General features: G+C 55.8%; 15 protein-coding genes. 4 read left to right on the top strand and 11 right to left on the bottom strand.

What is annotated here, in order from left to right; genetic code table 11:
- The first annotated feature begins 232 nt into the window (after positions 1–232).
- The 4 genes from P1X16_RS05755 to P1X16_RS05740 all read left to right on the top strand — a co-directional run bounded on the left by P1X16_RS05755 (position 233) and on the right by P1X16_RS05740 (position 4,050).
- Entirely contained in the window at positions 233–787 is a 555-nt protein-coding gene (locus P1X16_RS05755) for an RNA polymerase sigma factor (RefSeq protein ID WP_277226904.1), read from the top strand.
- On the top strand, positions 780–2,336 hold the full coding sequence (locus tag P1X16_RS05750) for an outer membrane beta-barrel protein (RefSeq protein WP_277226903.1): 1,557 nt from the start codon (positions 780–782) through the stop codon (positions 2,334–2,336). The genes P1X16_RS05755 and P1X16_RS05750 overlap by 8 nt, the downstream gene beginning before the upstream one ends.
- Positions 2,337–2,405: 69 nt before the next feature.
- On the top strand, positions 2,406–3,401 hold the full coding sequence (locus P1X16_RS05745; protein ID WP_277226902.1) for a hypothetical protein: 996 nt from the start codon (positions 2,406–2,408) through the stop codon (positions 3,399–3,401).
- Between the two features lie 103 nt (positions 3,402–3,504).
- The gene (locus P1X16_RS05740) at positions 3,505–4,050 is read left to right on the top strand and encodes a 2'-5' RNA ligase family protein (protein WP_277226901.1); all 546 of its coding nucleotides are present in this window, start codon (positions 3,505–3,507) and stop codon (positions 4,048–4,050) included.
- Positions 4,051–4,158: 108 nt separating this feature from the next.
- On the opposite strand, the gene P1X16_RS05735 is transcribed toward P1X16_RS05740, so the two are convergent.
- From P1X16_RS05735 to pelA, 11 genes are all read right to left on the bottom strand, one after another.
- Positions 4,159–5,697 (bottom strand): aldehyde dehydrogenase family protein, encoded by a 1,539-nt coding sequence (locus P1X16_RS05735; RefSeq protein ID WP_277226900.1) that lies wholly within the window; start codon positions 5,695–5,697, stop codon positions 4,159–4,161.
- Between the two features lie 164 nt (positions 5,698–5,861).
- Complete coding sequence (locus tag P1X16_RS05730; protein ID WP_277226899.1) at positions 5,862–7,217, bottom strand: Gfo/Idh/MocA family oxidoreductase; 1,356 nt, start codon at positions 7,215–7,217, stop codon at positions 5,862–5,864.
- Positions 7,218–7,352: 135 nt separating this feature from the next.
- Positions 7,353–8,393, bottom strand: coding sequence for a class 1 fructose-bisphosphatase (fbp, locus tag P1X16_RS05725; RefSeq protein ID WP_277226898.1), 1,041 nt, complete (start codon positions 8,391–8,393; stop codon positions 7,353–7,355).
- Positions 8,394–8,561: 168 nt separating this feature from the next.
- Positions 8,562–9,035, bottom strand: coding sequence for a nuclear transport factor 2 family protein (locus tag P1X16_RS05720; RefSeq protein WP_277226897.1), 474 nt, complete (start codon positions 9,033–9,035; stop codon positions 8,562–8,564).
- A 114-nt stretch (positions 9,036–9,149) separates the two neighbouring features.
- Positions 9,150–10,508 carry an MFS transporter gene (locus P1X16_RS05715; RefSeq protein WP_277226896.1) on the bottom strand — a complete coding sequence of 453 codons (1,359 nt, stop codon included), beginning with the start codon at positions 10,506–10,508 and terminating at the stop codon, positions 9,150–9,152.
- Positions 10,509–10,583: 75 nt separating this feature from the next.
- Complete coding sequence (locus P1X16_RS05710; protein WP_277226895.1) at positions 10,584–11,255, bottom strand: bifunctional 4-hydroxy-2-oxoglutarate aldolase/2-dehydro-3-deoxy-phosphogluconate aldolase; 672 nt, start codon at positions 11,253–11,255, stop codon at positions 10,584–10,586.
- A 10-nt stretch (positions 11,256–11,265) separates the two neighbouring features.
- A complete protein-coding gene (locus P1X16_RS05705; RefSeq protein WP_277226894.1) occupies positions 11,266–12,273 on the bottom strand; it encodes a sugar kinase in 1,008 nt (335 codons plus the stop codon).
- 113 nt (positions 12,274–12,386) lie between these two features.
- Complete coding sequence (gene uxaC, locus P1X16_RS05700; protein WP_277226893.1) at positions 12,387–13,835, bottom strand: glucuronate isomerase; 1,449 nt, start codon at positions 13,833–13,835, stop codon at positions 12,387–12,389.
- A 196-nt stretch (positions 13,836–14,031) separates the two neighbouring features.
- Complete coding sequence (locus tag P1X16_RS05695) at positions 14,032–15,684, bottom strand: altronate dehydratase family protein (RefSeq protein ID WP_277226892.1); 1,653 nt, start codon at positions 15,682–15,684, stop codon at positions 14,032–14,034.
- A 143-nt stretch (positions 15,685–15,827) separates the two neighbouring features.
- Positions 15,828–17,363, bottom strand: coding sequence for a tagaturonate reductase (locus P1X16_RS05690; RefSeq protein WP_277226891.1), 1,536 nt, complete (start codon positions 17,361–17,363; stop codon positions 15,828–15,830).
- Positions 17,364–17,375: 12 nt separating this feature from the next.
- On the bottom strand, positions 17,376–19,454 hold the full coding sequence (pelA, locus tag P1X16_RS05685) for a pectate lyase (RefSeq protein ID WP_277226890.1): 2,079 nt from the start codon (positions 19,452–19,454) through the stop codon (positions 17,376–17,378).
- Positions 19,455–19,457 lie beyond the last annotated feature (3 nt).

Genomic DNA, 19,457 nt, shown 5'->3' with positions numbered 1-19,457 from the left:
GCGAAGCGCAGGGTTGGACAGCAGCATGCTGCTTATAAGAAGACGAAACTAGATATTGTCGGCTAATTCTAGGCATAACCAGATGTACTCACCAGGTAGAAAAGCTCTGGCTATGCCTCCCTCTATAGTTATTGAAAATATTTAGTAGCCCACGCAACGCCAACTCGTCGGTGCTGGTCATGGGTGCAGAACGCTAGCGTACGACATTTCTATTTCTCTATCATAGCTGCTAATGGCTGATACTCTTGACGCGATACTAGATGGCTGCCGTCGGGGGCGACCGTCCGCCCAACGCGCCCTCTACGATCAGCTAGCTTACCGGCTTATGGGTGTGTGTTTGCGTTACTGTCCGTCGCGGGTTGAAGCCGAGGATGCGCTGCAACTCACGTTCGTAAAAATATTTACTCGCCTCGACCAGTTTCGGGGCCAAGGACCATTTGAAGCGTGGGCTCGGCGCATTGCAGTTACTACGTCGCTCAATCTCTGGCAGCAGCACAAACTGCGCGGCCCCCAAGTGGAAGCCGAGGAAGCCACCGAAATACAACAGCCCGGTGGCACACCGCTCGACCAGCTTTCCGCCGACGAACTGATCAACCTGATTAACACGCTGCCGCCGGGCTACCGCACAGTACTCAACCTCTACGCCATCGAAGGCTATTCGCACGCTGAAATAGGCGAGTTGCTTGGCATTTCAGAAGGCACCAGCAAGTCGCAACTCTCGCGGGCGCGCCGCCTCCTTGAGGATCGGATGCACGCGCAGGCCCACATCTTTCCTAGTCATGACTGAACGCGAATCCAAAGAATTTTACGACGAACTGCGGCGCAAGCTGGAGGATTACGGCAGCCCGCCGCCCGAATCGGTGTGGGCTGGTATCCGGCAGCAGGTTCCGGTTAAACGGCGTCGGTGGTGGCGCGGGGGGCTGGTGGTGCTTCTACTAACGGGCATTGTAGCTTATTTGGCTATCAACACCCGTACTTGGCGCCAAGAAACAGGCAAGCATGCGGCCTCTTCTCGTTCAGAATATGCCACTGGTATAACGTCCTCGTCTACAACGCACCTTGCCGATTCCGCTCATCCAGCCACGCCAGCTACTAAGCCTATTTCTGCGCAAGAAAGCACAACTGCAACGTCTGCTACGTATATAGCATTAAGCAGCCCAACAGCGCAGACGGCTAGTGAAAATGCCCCTTCCGGTAGTCAAGTGTCTCGAAGAAAGCAGACAGCTAGTGACGTTACACTTGCAGCTCCCAAACTGCCACATCGTTTATCACTAGCACAGGCAGTTACGGACAGTTCCGCTCAATTAATTAATGAGCCAGCGTCTACAACTACGAAGCGCAGAGTTACACCCTCCGAAACACTGCGCCCTACTCGTAACCAACCGCTTCGGCAGCAGACTGGAAAGCTTGTTGCCTCTTCGTCAGCCAAACAGGGCAGCGTCAGCAGGTCGGTGAACAAGGTAAGCCTAGCTGCATCGGCAGCGAAATCAACAAGGCTGCCCGTCAACGCCGTTCAAAAGTCAGTAGTAGAAGCTTCCACTGCGCGTATTCTTTCTCTGGCTACACAGTCCGCTACTTCTGGACTTGGTGCTGAAGCGCAAGTAGCCTTCAAGCCTATCTACTTGCATCGGCTGCCATTTGGTGAGCCTGTGGTGCAGCCGGTGGCTGTTGACTCAGTTGCCAAGGCACCGCGTTTTCAACGCTGGAGCGTGGAGGTACTAGCGGGACCGGCAGTTTCTTACCGGCGCCTCGGTGCTACTCATGATAGTACCCCAGGCAACCAGCTGCGGCAACTGGAACGCGCTGCTCTGACTTACGCAGCACAGGCCCAACTTCGCTATGCTTTCACTCCACGCCTAGCAGTATCGGTAGGCCTCGGCTACACACAATATGCCACCCAGCTCAACTACGTGTTGCGCAGGCGAGGCGCTAACGACTCTCTATTAAACACCGAAGAGTTGGAGCGCTACGATACGTACCGCTACCTCACGGTACCTGTGCAAGTGCGCTATATGTTAGGCCAACAAGGGCGCTTCCAATATAGCGTGCTAGGCGGCGGTAGTTTGGGACTGTATGTGGGTGGGCGCACCAGCGTGGGTACGGCGTGTGCCTGTGAGCAGCAACGCTGGACAAGTGCTAACAGCCCTTTCCAACCGGTTAGTCTAGCCATCAAAGGTGGCTTTGAGGTTCGCTACCTATTAGCACCAGGCTGGTCCGTCCTAGCTCAGCCTTATTTTCAGTACGGTATTCAAAATATTTCAAAGCCTGAAACCGGGCCTTCCCGCTACCCTTTCGTGGGGGGGCTGCTCACTGGTTTCTCTTACAATCTGCGCTAATGCCACCCCGACTGGCCACCGGCTGGCTACCCGCAGGTTTAATTTTTTCGCCTTTCTCTGCTACTTATTATGAAATCGTATGCCCTTTCCTTGCTGGCCGCTGCCCTGCTCCTATTAGGCAGCTGTAAAAAAGAGGCGGATGTAATTGATTGCATCGAACCATCCGTCAGCGCGCTTGCCACTCTTATTGCCAAGCATGAAGTTCCGGTACAGCAGTTCTCGATATTACCAGGCACATCCTCTAACATTAAAACGGCGGCAGGCTATCAAATTTACGTGCCAGCTGACCTAGTACGTATTGATGGTGGTCGTCTTTCTACTAGTCCGGTACAGGTGCAGGTACGCGAAATAACAAATCGGGGTGAGATGATTTTCACTCATACCCCTACTGCATCCGGTAGACGATTGCTGGAGTCGGGTGGCATGTTCAACATCACATTCAAGCAGGATAATCAGCCGCTGCAATTATCTAGCAACTCTAGCCTGATTGTGCTTACAACAGCCCCACGCAACTTAAGTACATCTGAGGGAATGCGCCTATTTATGGCCCAACCCGATAGTGTTAATTCGCAGCAAGTTGGCTCTTGGACTTCTCTCCCCGTTCAAGCGCAGGATACAACCACTCGTATTTTCACGCAAACGACTACTCCAGGTACACCTGCAAGTGGTTCTTGGGTTCGGTTAAGTTTCGGCGTTTATAACTACAATCTGCAAGGGTTGAACTGGATTAACTGTGACCGATTTGTAACGGCTACCCCTACTACAGTGGTTCGAGTTACTATTGATAAGCCGGCTGTCAACAACTCAAATACCCGAACGTTTCTGGTGTTTAACACACTCAATTCGGTGCTGATGCCCAACTTAAATTATGTATCCGGTGACGTTTTCCACGAATACGGTGTCCCGGTAGGTTACTCGATAACAGCAGTGGTGCTGCACCACGATGGCAACCAGCTATACTTCGGCAAGCAAACCGCAACTATAGCAGCTAACCAGCAGTTCAGGCCTACGCTGCGGGCCATAACCGAAGAGGAACTAGTTTCCGAAATCGAAGCTCTGAAATAAGCTACTGGTAGAAAGAGCCTATTTGTGCCTGTTAAATGCTTCTGCATCTCACGCACCCGAAAAGAGCGGCAACTCCACAGCAGCAAATAGGGTATTCTCTTGGATGCCTACTTCTCCCCTTGTCACTGCCCACACTGCCCTCATTCTGACACTGGCCCTCGATACTGAGGCGCAACAGTTTTTCGATGAGCTGCGCAAGCAACATTTCCCCTCGGAACGCAATTTTCTGGCGGCCCACCTTACGCTGTTTCACCACTTACCGGGGGCTGAATACGCTGCTATTACAGAACACTTAGCAGAACTAGCAGCCGTGCAAGCGCCCTTAACGCTGGCAGTATCGGGGGTGCGATTCTTAGGGCGCGGTGTGGCCTACACGCTGGAATGCCCGCCCCTGCAAGTGTTGCACCGGGCGCTCCAGACTGCTTGGCAGGCCCACCTTACGCCCCAAGACCAGCAAAAACTTAACCCGCATGTAACAGTCCAAAACAAGGTAGATCCGGCAGTAGCGCGTGCTTTGCACCAGGAGCTAGCAGCTAGCTTTCAGCCTTTCGAGGCTACCGGCACGGCCTTGCATCTGTGGGCTTACCGGAATGGACCGTGGGAACTACTACGCACTTTTGAGTTTAAGGCCACTGCCGAGCATGCATAACATAAAGCGCTGCTTCACAACTTGCGAAACGATTCCGCTGGCGCGTCGTCGTTTCGCAAGTTGTGAAGCAGCGCTTCGCGTTTATCATTCAATTCAATTAGGCTTCGGCTAGATTTTCTCGGGCAACAGCAGCGCCTCTGGGTAGTTTCCGAGCACCGGCTTGTTGCCTTCCGTCACGGCTTCTACTAAGAGCGCTCCGCCTACGAAAGCTCCTTTCCAGGATTCGCCCAGGCCACCGAAAACCTCGTCCCGGTCGCCACGCGAGCGGAGTTTGTTGAGGCCTACTTTAAAGGCGCGCACTTCCTTAGCGGTGCGTGCGGCCCATTTTTGGTCGTCGGAAGCTACGGCGGCCACAAGGGCGCCGTTGCTGATGTTCATCTCCCCTACCAGCTCTTCCACTCGGTCAACGAGCACAATGCTGTCGATAGGACCGAAAGGTTCTTTGAAGTATAGCTCGCTCTGACGAGGCAGGTTCACAAGCGCCCGAGGGGCGCGGTAGGCCGAACGGTCTTGGCCGGGCAAAAACAGGTTATCATCGAGTTTGCCTTCGTAGATGGGGGTAGCACCGGTTTGCAGCGCGTTGGCATAGAGCCGGTCTAACTCCTGCGCTTGCGTGGCGTTGATAACGGGGCCAAATGCCAAGTCGGGCAGCGCGTCGCCGGGGTTATCGACCAGGGTGGGGTTGCCTACTTTCAAGCTGCGAATTGCCTCCCAATAGGTTTCCAAGAATTGCGGGAACAAACGACGCTCCACCACGAAGCGCACGTAGGCTGTGCAGCGCTGCTTACCGTAGTCGTAGCCCTTCTTGAGTTGATCGGCTAAGCCAGCCCAGTCCGAGTAGTTCCAGATACCATAGGTGTTCACGCCTTCCATTTCCAGCATGTAGCGCTTGTGCACCGAACTCAGGGCGTCGGCAATGTTGCGGCCGTTGTAGCGGCCCCCCACGAAGCTGAGGCAGTCGATGGCATCGTGCTTCACGAGCACGTCGCTTAGCTCGCCCCCCGAACCACTTACCAGCGTCACGGGCAAGCCGCAACGACGGGCAATAGCAAAGGTTAAGCTCAACGAAATGAACCCGCCGTCGGTAGGCGTTTTGGCAATGACCGAGTTGCCAGCCAGGGCCTGCACCAGCACGGCGTGCAGCAGCACCGACATCGGGTAGTTCCAGGAGGCAATATTGCTCACTAGCCCGAGCGGCTTGCGCTGGCCCAACATGTCTTCGATATTGTCGACGTACCACTGCACGCCTTCAATAGCACGGTCGATGTCGGTGAAGCCAAGCTTGTAGGTTTTGCCGATTTCCCACATGATGAGCTTACCAGTCAGCTCTACTTGCTCGCGGAGCTGGTTGAGGCAGTCCTGCACGCGGCTTTTGCGCTCGTCGAGGTCGGTGGCAGCCCAAGCAGTGGCTTCGGCTTTGGCAAATTCTACGGCCCGAAGCGCCGTTTCGCGGTTCAGCATAGGCATCCAGCCCAGCGACGTACCATCAATAGGTGAGGTGAATTCGCGGGGCTTACCCGTTTCTTGCCACCGCCCTTCCATGAGGTTTAGAATCTTACCATCCGGCGAAAAAGCCTCTGGTGTAACAGCTTTCATCTGGTTCAGCAAACCGCCGAACTCCACTTGGGGCGAAATGATCTTAGACATGAGGAAGAAAGGAACAGGCTGGAAAGTTGAACACAACGCTGCTCTCAAAGGGTGAAATAAATTGATTCGGCAATACTCGCACTTAAAGCAAACAGAAATTAACACGAAATGGCCCTACAAACCCCGCAATACGGTTCGTAGGGCCACCCAAGTTGCAAAAACCTTTAGGCCTTAACGGCGACTGGCTTAAGATCAGTTAGATCGGCAATACGCACCGGCTGACCACTGGCTACGCTTTTGCGGGCCGCAATACCTACCAGAATGGCCATGGCCCCGTCGCGGCTACCAGCAGCTTGGCGGTAGGTGTCTGCTGCTTCGGGGTGCCGGAACAACTGCGCCCGCAAGAGCTTGTCGCCGCCGCCGTGGCCTTCGGCTTGGGGCACCTGGATGTACTCCACCTTACCGAAATTATGCGACACCATAATTTCGTCGTAGGGCTCCATTTTCATCTCGCCCGATTCCTTGATCCAGGCGTCAATGCGACCTTTGGTGCCATTGAAGGCAATGCGGTAGCCCTCATATGGAGAATACGCCGTGAGCGAGTAGCTGACTTGCGCTCCGTTGGCGTAGCCAATGGTAGCCGCCATCTTGTCGTAGATGTTTACGTCTTCCTTGTACACGCAGCCATCGCGCAAGTAGCCGTCGTACTGCTCGTTTTGGGCGTACAGCGCCATCAAACGAGCATCTTTGGTCATATCCCAGTAGTAGGCGCACTTGTCTTTGTGCGGGCACGGCCGGCAATTGCTGAAGCGGAACGGGCCGTTTTTGCCGTAGTTCTCTAGTGCTGCCTTAGCATACACCGTCTCGGGCTCCGACTCCAGCCACCAGTTCAGTAGGTCAAAATGGTGACTGGCTTTGTGCACCCACAGCGAGCCACTGTTCTCGGTCAGGCGGTGCCAGCGCCGGAAATAGTCGGCGCCGTGGCGGTTGTCGAGGTACCAGTGAAAATCAACCGATGTAATCTTACCGATGGTGTCTTTGCGGAGCAAGTCGTAGATCTTCTGGCGGTGGGGCGAATAACGGTAGTTGAATGTGACCGTCACTTTCTTGCCCGTCCGCTTTTCGGCATCCAGAATGGCTTGGCACTTGGTTTCGTCGGTGGTCATGGGCTTTTCCGACACAATGTTGGCGCCCATTTCCATACCCTTGATAATGAACTGGTCGTGGGTGGCATCCACGGTGGTCACAATCAGAATTTCGGGCTTGGCTTTGCGCATCATCGTCTCGAAGTCCGTGTAGGTAGGGCACGAGACGCCCATCATTTTCTTGGCCGTTTCGGCCCGGCCTTTGTTTTTATCGCAGAGGCCCACAAACTCGATAACGTCGCGGTGCTCTTCGAGTAGTTGAGTGCCCCACATGCCGCTACCGCGGTGGCCGGTACCCACCATAGCAACGCGCCGCTTGGCTGGCCCGGCGGCACCAAATACCGACAAGGGCAGCGGCGTCATGAGGCCGGCCGTAGCAAGCATCGACTTTTGTAGAAAATCCCGTCGAGAAGTGTCGTGTTGAGTTGAGTTCATGGAAGGGGAATTTGGAAGTGGATAGGTCGGAAGCCTGCGTACCCGCTTGGGTATTTTTCAGGCATAGAGGACAGCTTTCTGGTAGCTGAAAGCTGTTTTGAGTCAAGTAAAGAGCCCTGTAATTGCTGTTTCGATTCAAGAAGTAGCCTCTAACTCGCTAGCTGATGCCAACACTGATTCGGCGGAGAATAGCGTGCGCACCATTTCGGTGGAACCAATGAAGATGGGCGTGCGCTGGTGCAATTCGGTAGGCGCTACATCAAGGATGGGCTCATTGGCCGACACCACGGCCTGGCCGCCGGCCTGCTCGATGAGCATGGCCAAGGGGTAGCACTCGTAAAGCAAGCGCAGCTTACCGCGCGGATTTTTGCTGGTGGGCGGATAGAGGTAGATGCCGCCATTGAATAAGTTGCGGTGGTAGTCGGCTACCAACGACCCGATGTAGCGCCCCGAGTACTCCTTGCGTTTGCAGTCCATCAGGAAAGTCCGGATGGATTCCGGGTAATCAAACCAGTAGCCTTCGTTGCAGGAGAAGATGCGGCCGTCTTGCGGAATGCGAATATCGGGGTGCGAGAGGAAGAACTCACCCAACGACTGTTCGTAGGTGAAGCCCATCACGCCGTGCCCGGTGGTGTACACGAACATGGTGCTGGAGCCATACAGGATATAACCTGCCGCCACCTGCCGCCGCCCGCCTTGTAGGAAATCTGCTGCCGTAGCTTTCGTCCCGACTGGCGTCACGCGGCGGTAGATGCTGAACAGCGTGCCTATGCTCACGTTCACGTCGATGTTGGAGGAGCCGTCTAGCGGGTCCATAGCTACCACGTAGTTGCCGGAATCGTTGTCGATGTGAATGATTTCCGCTTCTTCTTCCGATAGAATGGCGCACGCTTCGCGGCCATTTTTCAGGGCTCGCACAAACCGAATATGCGCTTCCATATCCAGCCGCTTTTGCTGCTCGCCTTGTACGTTTTGCGTTCCTAGGCCGCCAGTAATATCTGCCAACCCAGCTCGGTTAACATCTCGGTGCACAATTTTGCCCGCCAGCGCCAAATCACGCAACAGCTGCGACAACTCGCCCGTGGCAAACGGGAATTCTGCCTGTGCGCGCATGATGTAGCGCTCCAGCGTGATGCCAACCGGCTGAGCCAGGGTATTTTCCTGATTGATACTCATGGAACAGGAGATGCTAATAGGTAAAAATTTGGACAGAGCTACCCCAGCCCCTCCGCAAGAGGGGAGACATTAGGGGCTTAGTACATGGGGAAACTAGAGCTAAAACGCTCTAGATGAAGCACTCAACGCGCAAAGACAACTATATGCGCGTGAGGCTAGCAAAGAGCACTAGCTCTTTACTTCAGGCTGCTTCTGGGACTGCCAGAGCACTACTTGCCAGCCTTTCTTCGGGTCCTTTACCTGCACTACCACGTACTTGAGGTGTGCAACGTTGGGCGTGCCGTCGGGCTTGTTGGGTTGGTAGATGGTGATGGTACCATTGACCACGGCCGTCTTGCCGTCGTTGTAGGCGCGCACGTTCAACGCTTCCACGTCTATCTTATCATACACGCTTTTGCCTTCCCGAATCGACTGGATATACTCAGTCTTGTTGTTCTGCTTGCCGTTGGAGTGCGTATAGACCAGGTCTGCGCCGAATACCTTTTCCAGCACGGCGTAGTCTTTTTTCACCTGCGCCTCGAAGCGCTGACGTTCTAGCGCTTCCACTTCTTTGGCCGCTGCCGCATCCTTGGCGTTTTGGGCGAAGCTCATGGCGGGTAGTACAAAAAGTAGTAGCGTCAGAAGAAACGACAGTTTTTTCATGGCAGTAAGGAAGTAGCGCCCGGCAAAAGCCGGGCGAATTAGAAGAAATTCGAAGTCTAAATGGAAGCTTCTATGTAAAGAAAAGCCAGTTACTTCTTGGCTTCATCCTGTACTCTACTGCTCCGGATTATCTAAGTTTATGAGCTTCATCTTAGGCACCAGTATCTGCATCAGAAGCCAGGCAGTGAGGTAGGCGCCACCGCAAATCAGGAACATGATGAAGTAGGCCTTATCCAGCTGGTTGATGCTTTCATAGTACACAAACATGCGTTTCTGCACCAAAGCAGTTAGCAGGATGCCGCCCAAGCCCCCAGCCATGCCGCCAATGCCCGTCACTGAGGCTACGGCCCGCTTCGGGAACATATCAGACACGGTTGTGAAGATGTTGGCACTCCAGGCTTGGTGAGCAGCAGCGGCAATGCCAATTACAATAACGGCCAGCCACATATTCACTTGTCCTAAGCGCTGCGCAAACACAATCGGGAATACGCAGAGCGCAATGAGCAGCATGGCCATTTTACGAGCTTTGAACGGTACCATACCGCTCTTCATGAAGTTCAATGGTATCCAGCCGCCGCCTACGCTGCCAATGCTGGACAGCACGTACACCAGCGCTACCGGAAAGGCTACGTCAGTGCCTTTAAGACCATACTGCTTGTTGAGGAAGTCGGGCAACCAGAACAGGTAGAACCACCAGATAGGGTCGGTGAGGAATTTACCCAGCACGAAGGCCCACGTCTGCCGGAAGGTCAGAAGCTTAAACCAGGAGACTTTCGGCTTGGTCTCGACGGCTACGGCGGCCAGATCGTCTACATCACTATGGATGTAATCGAACTCCGCTTTAGAAAGGCGTGCGTGTCGAGCTGGCACTTCGTAGTAAATAAACCACAAAACCAGCCAGACAAAACCCAGCGCGCCGGTGATAACGAAGGCCCACTTCCACCCTATCGTTTCGGCAATGAGTGGCACGGTGAGTGGGGCAATGATGGCGCCCACGTTGGAACCCGAATTGAAGATACCAGTAGCCAATGCCCGCTCCCGTTGCGGAAACCACTCGGCTGTAGTTTTGATGGCCGCCGGGAAGTTGCCGGCTTCCGTTACGCCTAGGAAAGCACGCGCTACACTAAACCCAAAGGTGCTGCTCACAAAAGCGTGCCCGATGGCCGCCAAACTCCACAAGAAAGTGGATATAGCATAGCCCATCTTCGTGCCCAGCTTGTCGATAACCCGGCCCACTCCCAACATGCCAAACGAATACGCCATCTTGAAAGCTATTTCGATGTTGGCGTAGTCGGCAGAATTCCACTTGAACTCCGTCTCTAAGTAAGGCTTGAGCAGCGAGATAACGGCCCGGTCGAGGTAGTTAACCGTAGTGGCGAAAAACACCAGCGCGCAGATGGTCCACCGGTATTTGCCCATGGTGGAGGTATCGACTGGTGGCGCGGGCGGGGATTGGGTCGGGGATGGTATCATCGAGTTCGGGAATTAAAATCAGAACTACTCGTTGGGGAAACCGACGGCGCAAGCAACGCGCCACCTGGCGCAGCGTTACTTTTTCACGGTATCGACAAACTTCAGCAAACCAGCAATTTTCTGGCTGAGTGCTTCGGTATCGTCGGCATTTTTGAAGAGTTGGGAGCCCATGCCTACTACATTTACGCCGGCTTCAAACCACTCCTTGAGGCTTTCCTCGGTGGGCTCCACGCCGCCTGTCACCATGATGGGCACTTTCGGCATCGGACCGCGCAGGCTCTTAATGAATCCCGGGCCCACCACGTTGCCGGGGAATATCTTGACGATGGCCGCGCCAAGCTTAGTAGCTTGGTACACTTCCGCAACCGTCATGGTGCCGGGCAGCCACGGCACGTCGTGGGCCCGGCAAACGGCGGCTACCTCTGCCGTGAGGCAGGGCTGCACGACAAAGTCGGCACCAACGGCAATAAATCGCTCGGCATCTTCGGCTTCGTAAATGGTGCCGATGCCAAGTAGCATATCCGGGCAGTTTGTATGCACAAAGTCCACCAGTTCACTGAACACTTCAAAGGCTTTTTCACCTCGATTGGTGAACTCAAACACGCGCAACCCACCCGCGTAGCAAGCCTGCACAATACGCTTGGCATACGTGATGTCGGCATGATAGAAAACGGGTACTACTGGGTATTGCAGTACTGTTTCGAAGGCTTCGGCGGCTGAGAATCGGGACTTATTCTTGGTTTCCATTTGCTGTTTTTTACCGGACCAAACGACCGGTGGTGTTGCCTTGCATAACGTGCTCTACTTCGGCTGCCGTCACCAGATTCACGTCGCCGTGGATGGTGTGCTTGAGGGCAGAAGCGGCCAAAGCGAAGCTTAAAGCTTCGGCTGGCGTAGCGTAATGCAATGAGCCATAGATATAACCGCCCATGAAGGCGTCGCCTCCGCCTATACGGTCGACAACGGGCGTGATATCAAGGTACGGGGTTTCCGTGTAAGAGCCATCGTAGAGCATGCCTTTGATGCGCTCGTGCGAGGCGCTTTGGGTTTTGCGGCGAGTTGAAATCACCTGCTTGATTTGGGGAAAGCGCGCAATCAGCTGCTCCCCCATGGAAGCGAATTTGTTGTCGGCGCCGGGCGCCGGCTGAATCCCGAACAGGTCGTCGGCGTCGTTTTCCGAACACACTACCACGTCGCAACCGGCTACCAATTCCGTCATCACTTGCTGCGCGGTCTGGCCGTACTGCCACAGGTTGCGGCGGTAGTTGACATCGGCCGAAACCGTGATACCCAACCGACGTGCGGCAGCAATAGCATCGGCGGTGGCTTGGGCCGTAGCGGCAGAAATGGCGGGCGTAATGCCGGTCCAGTGTAGCCACTGCGCGTTCTTCAGAATCTCGTCCCAATTGAAAGCAGCCGGGTCGAGGTTGGCGAAAGAAGAATTGGCCCGGTCGTATACCACTTTGCTCGGCCGCAGCGAGGCGCCTACTTCCAGGAAGTAGAGCCCGAGTCGTTGGCCGCTGTACACGGTATGCTGCATATCCACGCCGAGCCGTTGGAAGCTTTGCGCGGCGGCTTGGCCTAGCTCGTTTGGGGGGAAGCAGGTTACGTGTGCGGCGGGTACGCCCATGCCGGCCACGGCAGCGGCCACGTTGGCGTCGCCGCCGCCGTAGTTCACTTCCAGGCTAGCCGACTGCGTGAGCCGGTAGTTCAGGGGCGTCGAGAGGCGCATCATGATTTCCCCGAAGGTGACAACCTGTTTCATTCTGTTGCTATATACCACGAAGCAGTGCTTCGTATCGTTGCTGAAGTTTGAATTTAGCGCGAAGTCGAGCTTCGCACTTACTAAGGGCCGCCAACTGATTGGCAGTGTATGCTCTAGGAGCGAGTTGCGGCGGCTTCCAAGGCTGGTTCTGCTACCGCGTCGAAACCGAAGTATTCTTTGGCGTTGCCGTAGCAGATATTCTTAACGATGGTACCGAGCAAGTCCATATCGTCGGGCAGTTCGCCGTTTTCTACATCCGTACCGATGAGGTTGCAGAGAATACGGCGGAAGTACTCGTGACGAGGATAAGACAGGAAGCTGCGCGAATCGGTGAGCATGCCCACAAAACGGCTAAGCAGGCCCATGTTCGACAAGGCATTGATTTGCTTTTCCATGCCATCTTTCTGGTCGAGGAACCACCAGCCCGAACCAAACTGCACCTTGCCCGCTACCGAGCCATCATTGAAGTTGCCAACCATAGTGGCAATCAGCTCGTTGTCGGCAGGATTTAGGTTGTAGAGGATGGTTTTGGCTAGTTTGTCCTGCCCGTCGAGGCGGTTTAGGAACTGCGACAGGGCGCGGCCTTGCGGGAAGTCACCGATAGAATCCCAACCCGTATCGGGGCCGAGCTGACGCAGCATGCGGGAATTGTTGTTGCGCAGAGCACCCAAGTGATACTGCTGCGTCCAGCCCTTTTCCCAATCCATTTCGGCCAGCAGCACCAGCATAGCCGACTTAAACTGCAATATTTCGTTGGCGGCTAGCTCCTCCCCGCCCCTTACCTTGGCGAAGATGTCGTTGATTTCCGATTCCGTATACTCGGCAGCATAAATCTGCTCCAAGCCGTGGTCCGATAAGCGGCAGCCGAGGGCAGCAAAGTAATCGTGGCGCAGGCGCAGCGCGGTTTGCAGGTCGAAGAACGAGCGAATGTCAACGGCGGCGGCTTCGCCTAGCTTATCGAGATACTGGTTGTAAGCAGCAGGATCTTCCGGCGACATGGCTTTATCGGCGCGGAAGGTGGGCAGCACGCGCACCTCGAAGCCACTGGCGGCTATGGCGCGGTGGTGTTCCAGCGAGTCGGCCGGGTCGTCGGTGGTGCATACCACTTCCACATTCATGCGGCGCAACAGGTTCTGAACGCTGTATTCCGACGTCTGAAGCTTGGCGTTGCACTCATCAAAAATACGGCGGGCGCTTTCTTTGTTCAGCAATTCGGTGATGCCGAAATAACGCTGCAATTCCAGGTGCGTCCAGTGGTAGAGTGGATTGCGCACGGTTTGCGGTACGGTTTCGGCCCACTTTTCAAACTTTTCCCAATCCGACGCATCCCCCGTGATGAAGCGCTCCGGCACCCCGTTGGTGCGCATGGCGCGCCACTTGTAATGGTCGCCGTAGAGCCAAATTTGGGTGATAGTCTCGAACTGCCGGTCCTGCGCAATCTGATCAGGAATCTGATGCGAATGGTAGTCGATGATGGGCATCTGCTTGGCATACTCGTGGTAGAGTTGCTGCGCAGTTTCGGTTTGCAGTAGGAAATCCTCGTTTAGAAAGGGCTTTTTCATACTTTGATTGAGCTAGATACCGGAAGCGAGAAAGTGTGGTTCACGCCAGTTCAGAAAGATAATGCGCTGATGTTTGTGTGCTTCCCTGTAGTCTCCTACTACTGCTGGATTTTCAGGCAAGAAATTATTTGATGCTGGCCGTCATGCTGCGTTAGCCAAAGCATGACGGCCTTGTTCTAGCATCGAGTCAGGAGAATTACAGCGAGACGCCGCGTTTCCAGGGAATAAAGTCAGTTTGACCGTGGCGCACGGCGGCTACTTCTTCGCCGCTGGCTACTCGAATCACATAATCCAGAATCCGCTCCCCGGCTTGCTCGATGGTTTCCTCGCCATCGATAACGGTGCCGGTGTTTACGTCGATGATGTCGGGCATCCGCTTCGCCAGGGCCGTGTTGCTGGAAATCTTGACAACGGGCGCAATGGGGTTGCCGGTGGGCGTTCCGAGGCCGGTGGTGAAGAGTACCACGTTGGCCCCCGACCCTACTTCAGCCGTGGTCGATTCCACGTCGTTGCCGGGAGTGCAGAGCAGGTTCAAGCCAGGCTTGGTCACGAGTTCTGGGTAATCGAGCACGGCTACCACCGGGGAGCTACCGCCTTTGCGCGCCGCACCCGCCGACTTCATGGCGTCGGTAATCAACCCGTCGCGGATGTTGCCGGGGGAAGGGTTCATGTCGAACCCGGAGCCTACTGCCACGGCGCTGTCGCCGTAGGCTTTCATCAGGGAGCTGAACCGCTCAGCCGTAGCGTGGTCTACGCTGCGGTCAACTAACTCTTGCTCTACGCCGCACAGCTCGGGGAATTCGGCCAGAATAACCGAGCCGCCCAAAGCCACCATCAAATCCGACACGTGTCCTACGGCGGGGTTGGCGGAAATGCCAGAGAAGCCGTCGGAGCCACCGCACTCCAGACCGATGCACAGCTTGCTGAGCGGTGCGGGCTGGCGCTGCACTTGGTTGGCTTGCATCAAGCCCGCAAAGGTTTGGCGCAACGCCGTGCTGATCAGCGTTTCCTCGGTACCAAGCTTCTGCTGCTCCAGGATGAATAGCGGCTTGCTGAAGTTGGGGCTACGCTTGTTGATTTCGTCTTGCAGCATGCTTACCTGAGCGTTCTGGCAGCCAAGGCTCAGCACCGTAGCACCCGCCACGTTGGGGTGAGTGATATAGCCTGCCAGCAAGCCGCACAGGCTCTGCGCATCCTGCCGAATACCACCGCAGCCGCCTTCGTGGCTCAGGAACCGAATACCGTCAATGTTCGGGAACAGCTTGGGCTTCTGATGCTTGCCTTCAGCGCTGTGCAAGTCGGTGGCCAGGATTTCTTCTACCGATTTGCCGGCTTGCATCAATGAAATCAGCTCCTGCGTTTGGGGCTGATACGATTTGCGGCGGGCATAGCCCAAGTCATTTACCAGGGCTTCTTCGAGTACCTGAATGTTGCGGTTTTCGCAGAATACCAGCGGAATCACCAGCCAGTAGTTGGCGGTGCCCACGCTGCCATCGGCGCGGTGGAAGCCCATGAAAGTACGGTCCTCCCACTTCGATACGTCGGGGGCAACCCAGGCCGACCGGCGCTCCTGGCTTTCGCCGTAGCTGTCGGTGGCGTGGCGGATGTTGCCGGTGGTAAGAAGGCCTCCAACACCAATGGCTTGCGCCGCCTTGCCAACCAGCACCCCGTACATGTGCACCGGGTCGCCGGGGGCCAAAAATTGCATAGCCAATTTGTGCTTGGCTGGTATCCGTTCGGTGGTCGTGACAGTAACGCCATCGTACGTGACGGGCGTGCCAACAGGTAAGTCCTGCAGAGCGACCAGCACGTTATCGTCCGGGTGGATTTTAGCTACTAAATGCTTCATTGCTTGGGTCTTGTTTTACGGTCTTTCAGACCGAGGAGAGGCTTTAAAGTACCATCTCTTACTGCTAACTGTGCTTTGTATTGCTACCTAAATTAAGCAGAGGGCTTGATTTGTGCGGAGCTAAAACAAACAACAGTTCAATTTCATTTCACGGCGGCTTGCTGGTCTACCGTCTGGTTCAGCAGCTTATGTAGCGTGGCTTTTCCACCTTGCTCGATAAGCTGTTCCAAGTAGTTGCTCACCTCGTCGGCAAAGCCGGGCACGGTCAGCAAATCGTGGCCCCACAACGCGCTGTTGTGCAGCACCATGCGCGTTAGTTCAGTTGGACCAAGCCGGTTCCAGAGGTCGGCGAAATAGCCGGCTTTGTCGTCCTGAATCAGGTACTCCGTGCCGTGTATTTCACCGTGCCAGCCGCTTGCTTCCTGGCGGGTGCCGCGCATGAACAGCAAGTAAGCCGCAAAACCCAATGCCACATAGTGCGGCACGCCGCCAACTTGGCGCGAGTAGTGCAGCAACGTGGGCACGTTGCGCATTTGCTGCTTGGTGGTGTAGTTGAGGCTGATGCTCAACCAGCGGTGCTCGATGTACGGGTTTCGGAACCGGTCGAGGACCTGCATGCCGAAACGCTGGCCTACTTGCTCATCAATAGCGTAAGGAATGCCGGGCAGCAAATCAGTGAGCATCAGGTTCTGGACGAAACTGGCGAACTGCTGGTCTTCCATGGCCTCGCGCACCGTTGTGTAGCCGCAGAGGATAGCCAGCGCGCAGCTGAGCGTGTGCGTGCCATTGAGCAGACGCAGCTTCAACTCCCGGAACTGGTTGATGTCGGGCTGGATGACCACACCTTTGTCTACCTGAGAGAAAGACAGTACCTCTTTCACGTGCTCGTCGCCTTCAATGGCCCACAGCGTGTACACCTCCGACATGGTCAGCAGCTCGTCGTCGTAGCCAAGCTGCTCGGCCAAGCTGTCCTGCATGGTCACGTCGGGCCGGCCGGGCACGATGCGGTCCACCAGCGAGTTGCAAACGGAGTTGGCCGTTTCCAGCCAATCGATAAACTCGGCGGGCAGGTTGTTGCGGTGCGCTTGCTCGAGCAGGATGCCTTCGAGTTTGGTGCCGTTATCGACCACAAGTTCCGTAGGCACAATCACGAGGCCCTTGGTTTTGTCGCCGTTGAAGGCTTGGTAGCGGGCATACAGGAAAGCCAGCAGCTTGCCCGGAAACGACACGGGTGGCGTCTGCGTCACATCATCAGCCACCAGTTGAATACCTACTTCGGTGGTGTTGGAAATAACAACCGTCAGTTCGGGGTTAGCGGCGCAGGCAAGTATTTCGTCCCATTGGCTTTTGGCCGAGAGCACCCGGCTGATGGCCGAACAAACCATGTTCTCTTCCACCGTTTGGCCGTCTTCGATGCCGCGGACCACCAGCGTGTACAGGCCATCCTGGCGCTCAAAGGCCGTAATGTCGCCGCCGTCGGTGCTCTTCACCACCACAATGCGGCCGTTGAAGATGCCTTGGCGGTTGGCTTTCTCGATGAAGTAGTCCGGCAGACCGCGCAACAGCACGCCGGTACCGAATTGAAGCACCTTTTCGGGCAGCTCGAAATGCGCGGCGGTGGGGAGGGATGCCACTGTGGAAGGGGCAGAAAGAATGAGGGATTTCGAAAGGTGGGGCATAGCGGAAACTAGTTATTTACTTGCCTGCGGGGTGGTAGTGGCCGCATATTTCTGCTGCCACTGCGGGTAGGTTTTCGTGAGCAGTTTTGCTGGCCAAGTACCCGCGTAGAGGTAGCCCGCCCGCCGCTCATTTTCTATTTCAGCCAAGGCGTAATGCACTTTGCTGTCGCGCCCCACATAGATGGGACGGTTGGTGTCAAGTTCATAAAACCGAGCCCACAGCGTGGCTCCTGGCTCGGACACAAGTACCCGGTCGCGGCCAGTGGGTTGGGCTGGGTCTTTGATTTCTTTCATGGCCATGTTCGGCATTTTCACTTGCTCGAACCACGCCACGGCGCTGACAATAGCTTGCTTCACTTCCAGCGAAGGGTCCTCGATTTCCATCAAAAACTCTACAATCCGTGCCGACTCGAAGCCGCTCAGTGAAGCCAACTCGAACGCCCGGGCTTTGGCCGGCAACAGCGTTTTCTCGTCGTACTGCGCGCACCAAGCCGTGCGTTTGCCTTTTTGCAGGTACTGCGTTTTCACAATGCAATCCACGCCTCGGTCCACGGCTTGCTTGGCTGGTCCCACCAAATCCGGATTAACGAGGGCAAACTCGCCTTGCTGCTTGGCCACGCTCCGCAGCAAGTCCAACACCCGAATCATGGCGTTGTCGTTGTAGGTGATGAGGTGGCGGTAGCTGCTGGCATCGGGGTAGTACTGCGGAAAGCCGCCGTTGGGGTACTGCATCTTCAGCAGGTACTGAATGCCCCGCTCGGCACCCTGCCGGTAGGCGGGGTTGTTGGTGCGCTTGAAGGCTTGCAGCAAGTAGGTGATTTCGCGGGTAGTGGCGTTGTTATCAATGGTGGCGTCGTTGCGGCCGGCATCGGCTAGGGTACTGGCCCGCTTGGCCGCCGACAGGGGTTTGGTGTAATCCACCTTCTCTTCTACCGACGCAATTTTCACGGCCTTGGGCCAGCCACCCACGCTACGCTGGTACACCAGCATCTTTTCGGCCACGCTGTCGGCCTGGTCGGCGCGCAGATTGGCAGCCGTGGGCATAACTGAATTGGTATTGGCGGGGTTGGATGGCGCCAGTGCTACGGTTGCCTTCTTGCCCGATACGGGGTACCAACGCCCACCATAGGTCCAATCGGCCGTAATGCTTGAGGCTTTGGGGGCGCCTTCGGCCGTGCGTAGGTTGTCTTGGTGCCACGCATAGTCGCCGCCTTCGCGGTGGCAGTTGGCGTAGTACACGCGCCGCCCCCACTGCTTGGCTCCTGGCCCCGACGTAGCCCAGTAGATATCGGCGTCGGCCATGTTCTTGGCAAATTTGCAATCCAGCAAATAGAACTGCGCCTCGCGGTGGAAGCGGCCTAGCTTGAAGTTGTCGTCGCCCTCGAAAACGCAGTTTTTCAGCACCGTCTTCGAGTCCTTGTTGCCGGAGCCGTCGTGCCAGATGGCGGCATTGGGATTGTGGCAAATGAAGCGGCAATTTTCAGCATAGGCCCACCCGCGGGGGCAATAGAAATCTACGCCGCCTTCCATGGTGCAGTCTTGGAAGTAGTACAGGCCCGCATCTACGTCCCAGGGGCTGACGGTGTCACCGCCTAAGGCGCGGAAGGTGCAGTGCTTCACGATCAGGCGGGTGGTACCGGGCATGGTACGCAACGCCATCTGGTGGCCGGTTTTGCTGATGGTTTTCTTTTTGGTTGGGTCGGTAGGGCAGTCGATGGTTACTTCGCCTTTGGCGTCGAAGCCATAGGTGTTGAGCACCGTTAGGTTTTCGAGCGTAATGTCGGGGGAGTTGCGCATGTTGAGCGTAGCTACGCCCCAATCATCGGCGCCGCCTTCCGGGTTGCAGCGCCACTCGTCGCGGGCCTGAGCATACGTCAGAATTACGCCCTTTTCACTCTGCCCTTTCAGAACAATCTGCTGCTTGCCATCCAAGAATACCTTTTCGCGGTAAGTGCCATTCTTGATGTACACTGTGCGCGGTTTGGTGGCTTGGTTGGGCAAACTGTTGAGCGCGGCCTGGATGGTCCGGAAATTTCCCGAACCATCCGCCGCCACTATCACCTGCTGGGCCCGGGCTGAAAAGATCCCCATCCC

Source organism: Hymenobacter sp. YC55 (genome assembly GCF_029433095.1).
In the GTDB taxonomy this organism is placed as follows: domain Bacteria; phylum Bacteroidota; class Bacteroidia; order Cytophagales; family Hymenobacteraceae; genus Hymenobacter.
This window is presented reverse-complemented; position numbering and strand designations above follow the sequence as displayed.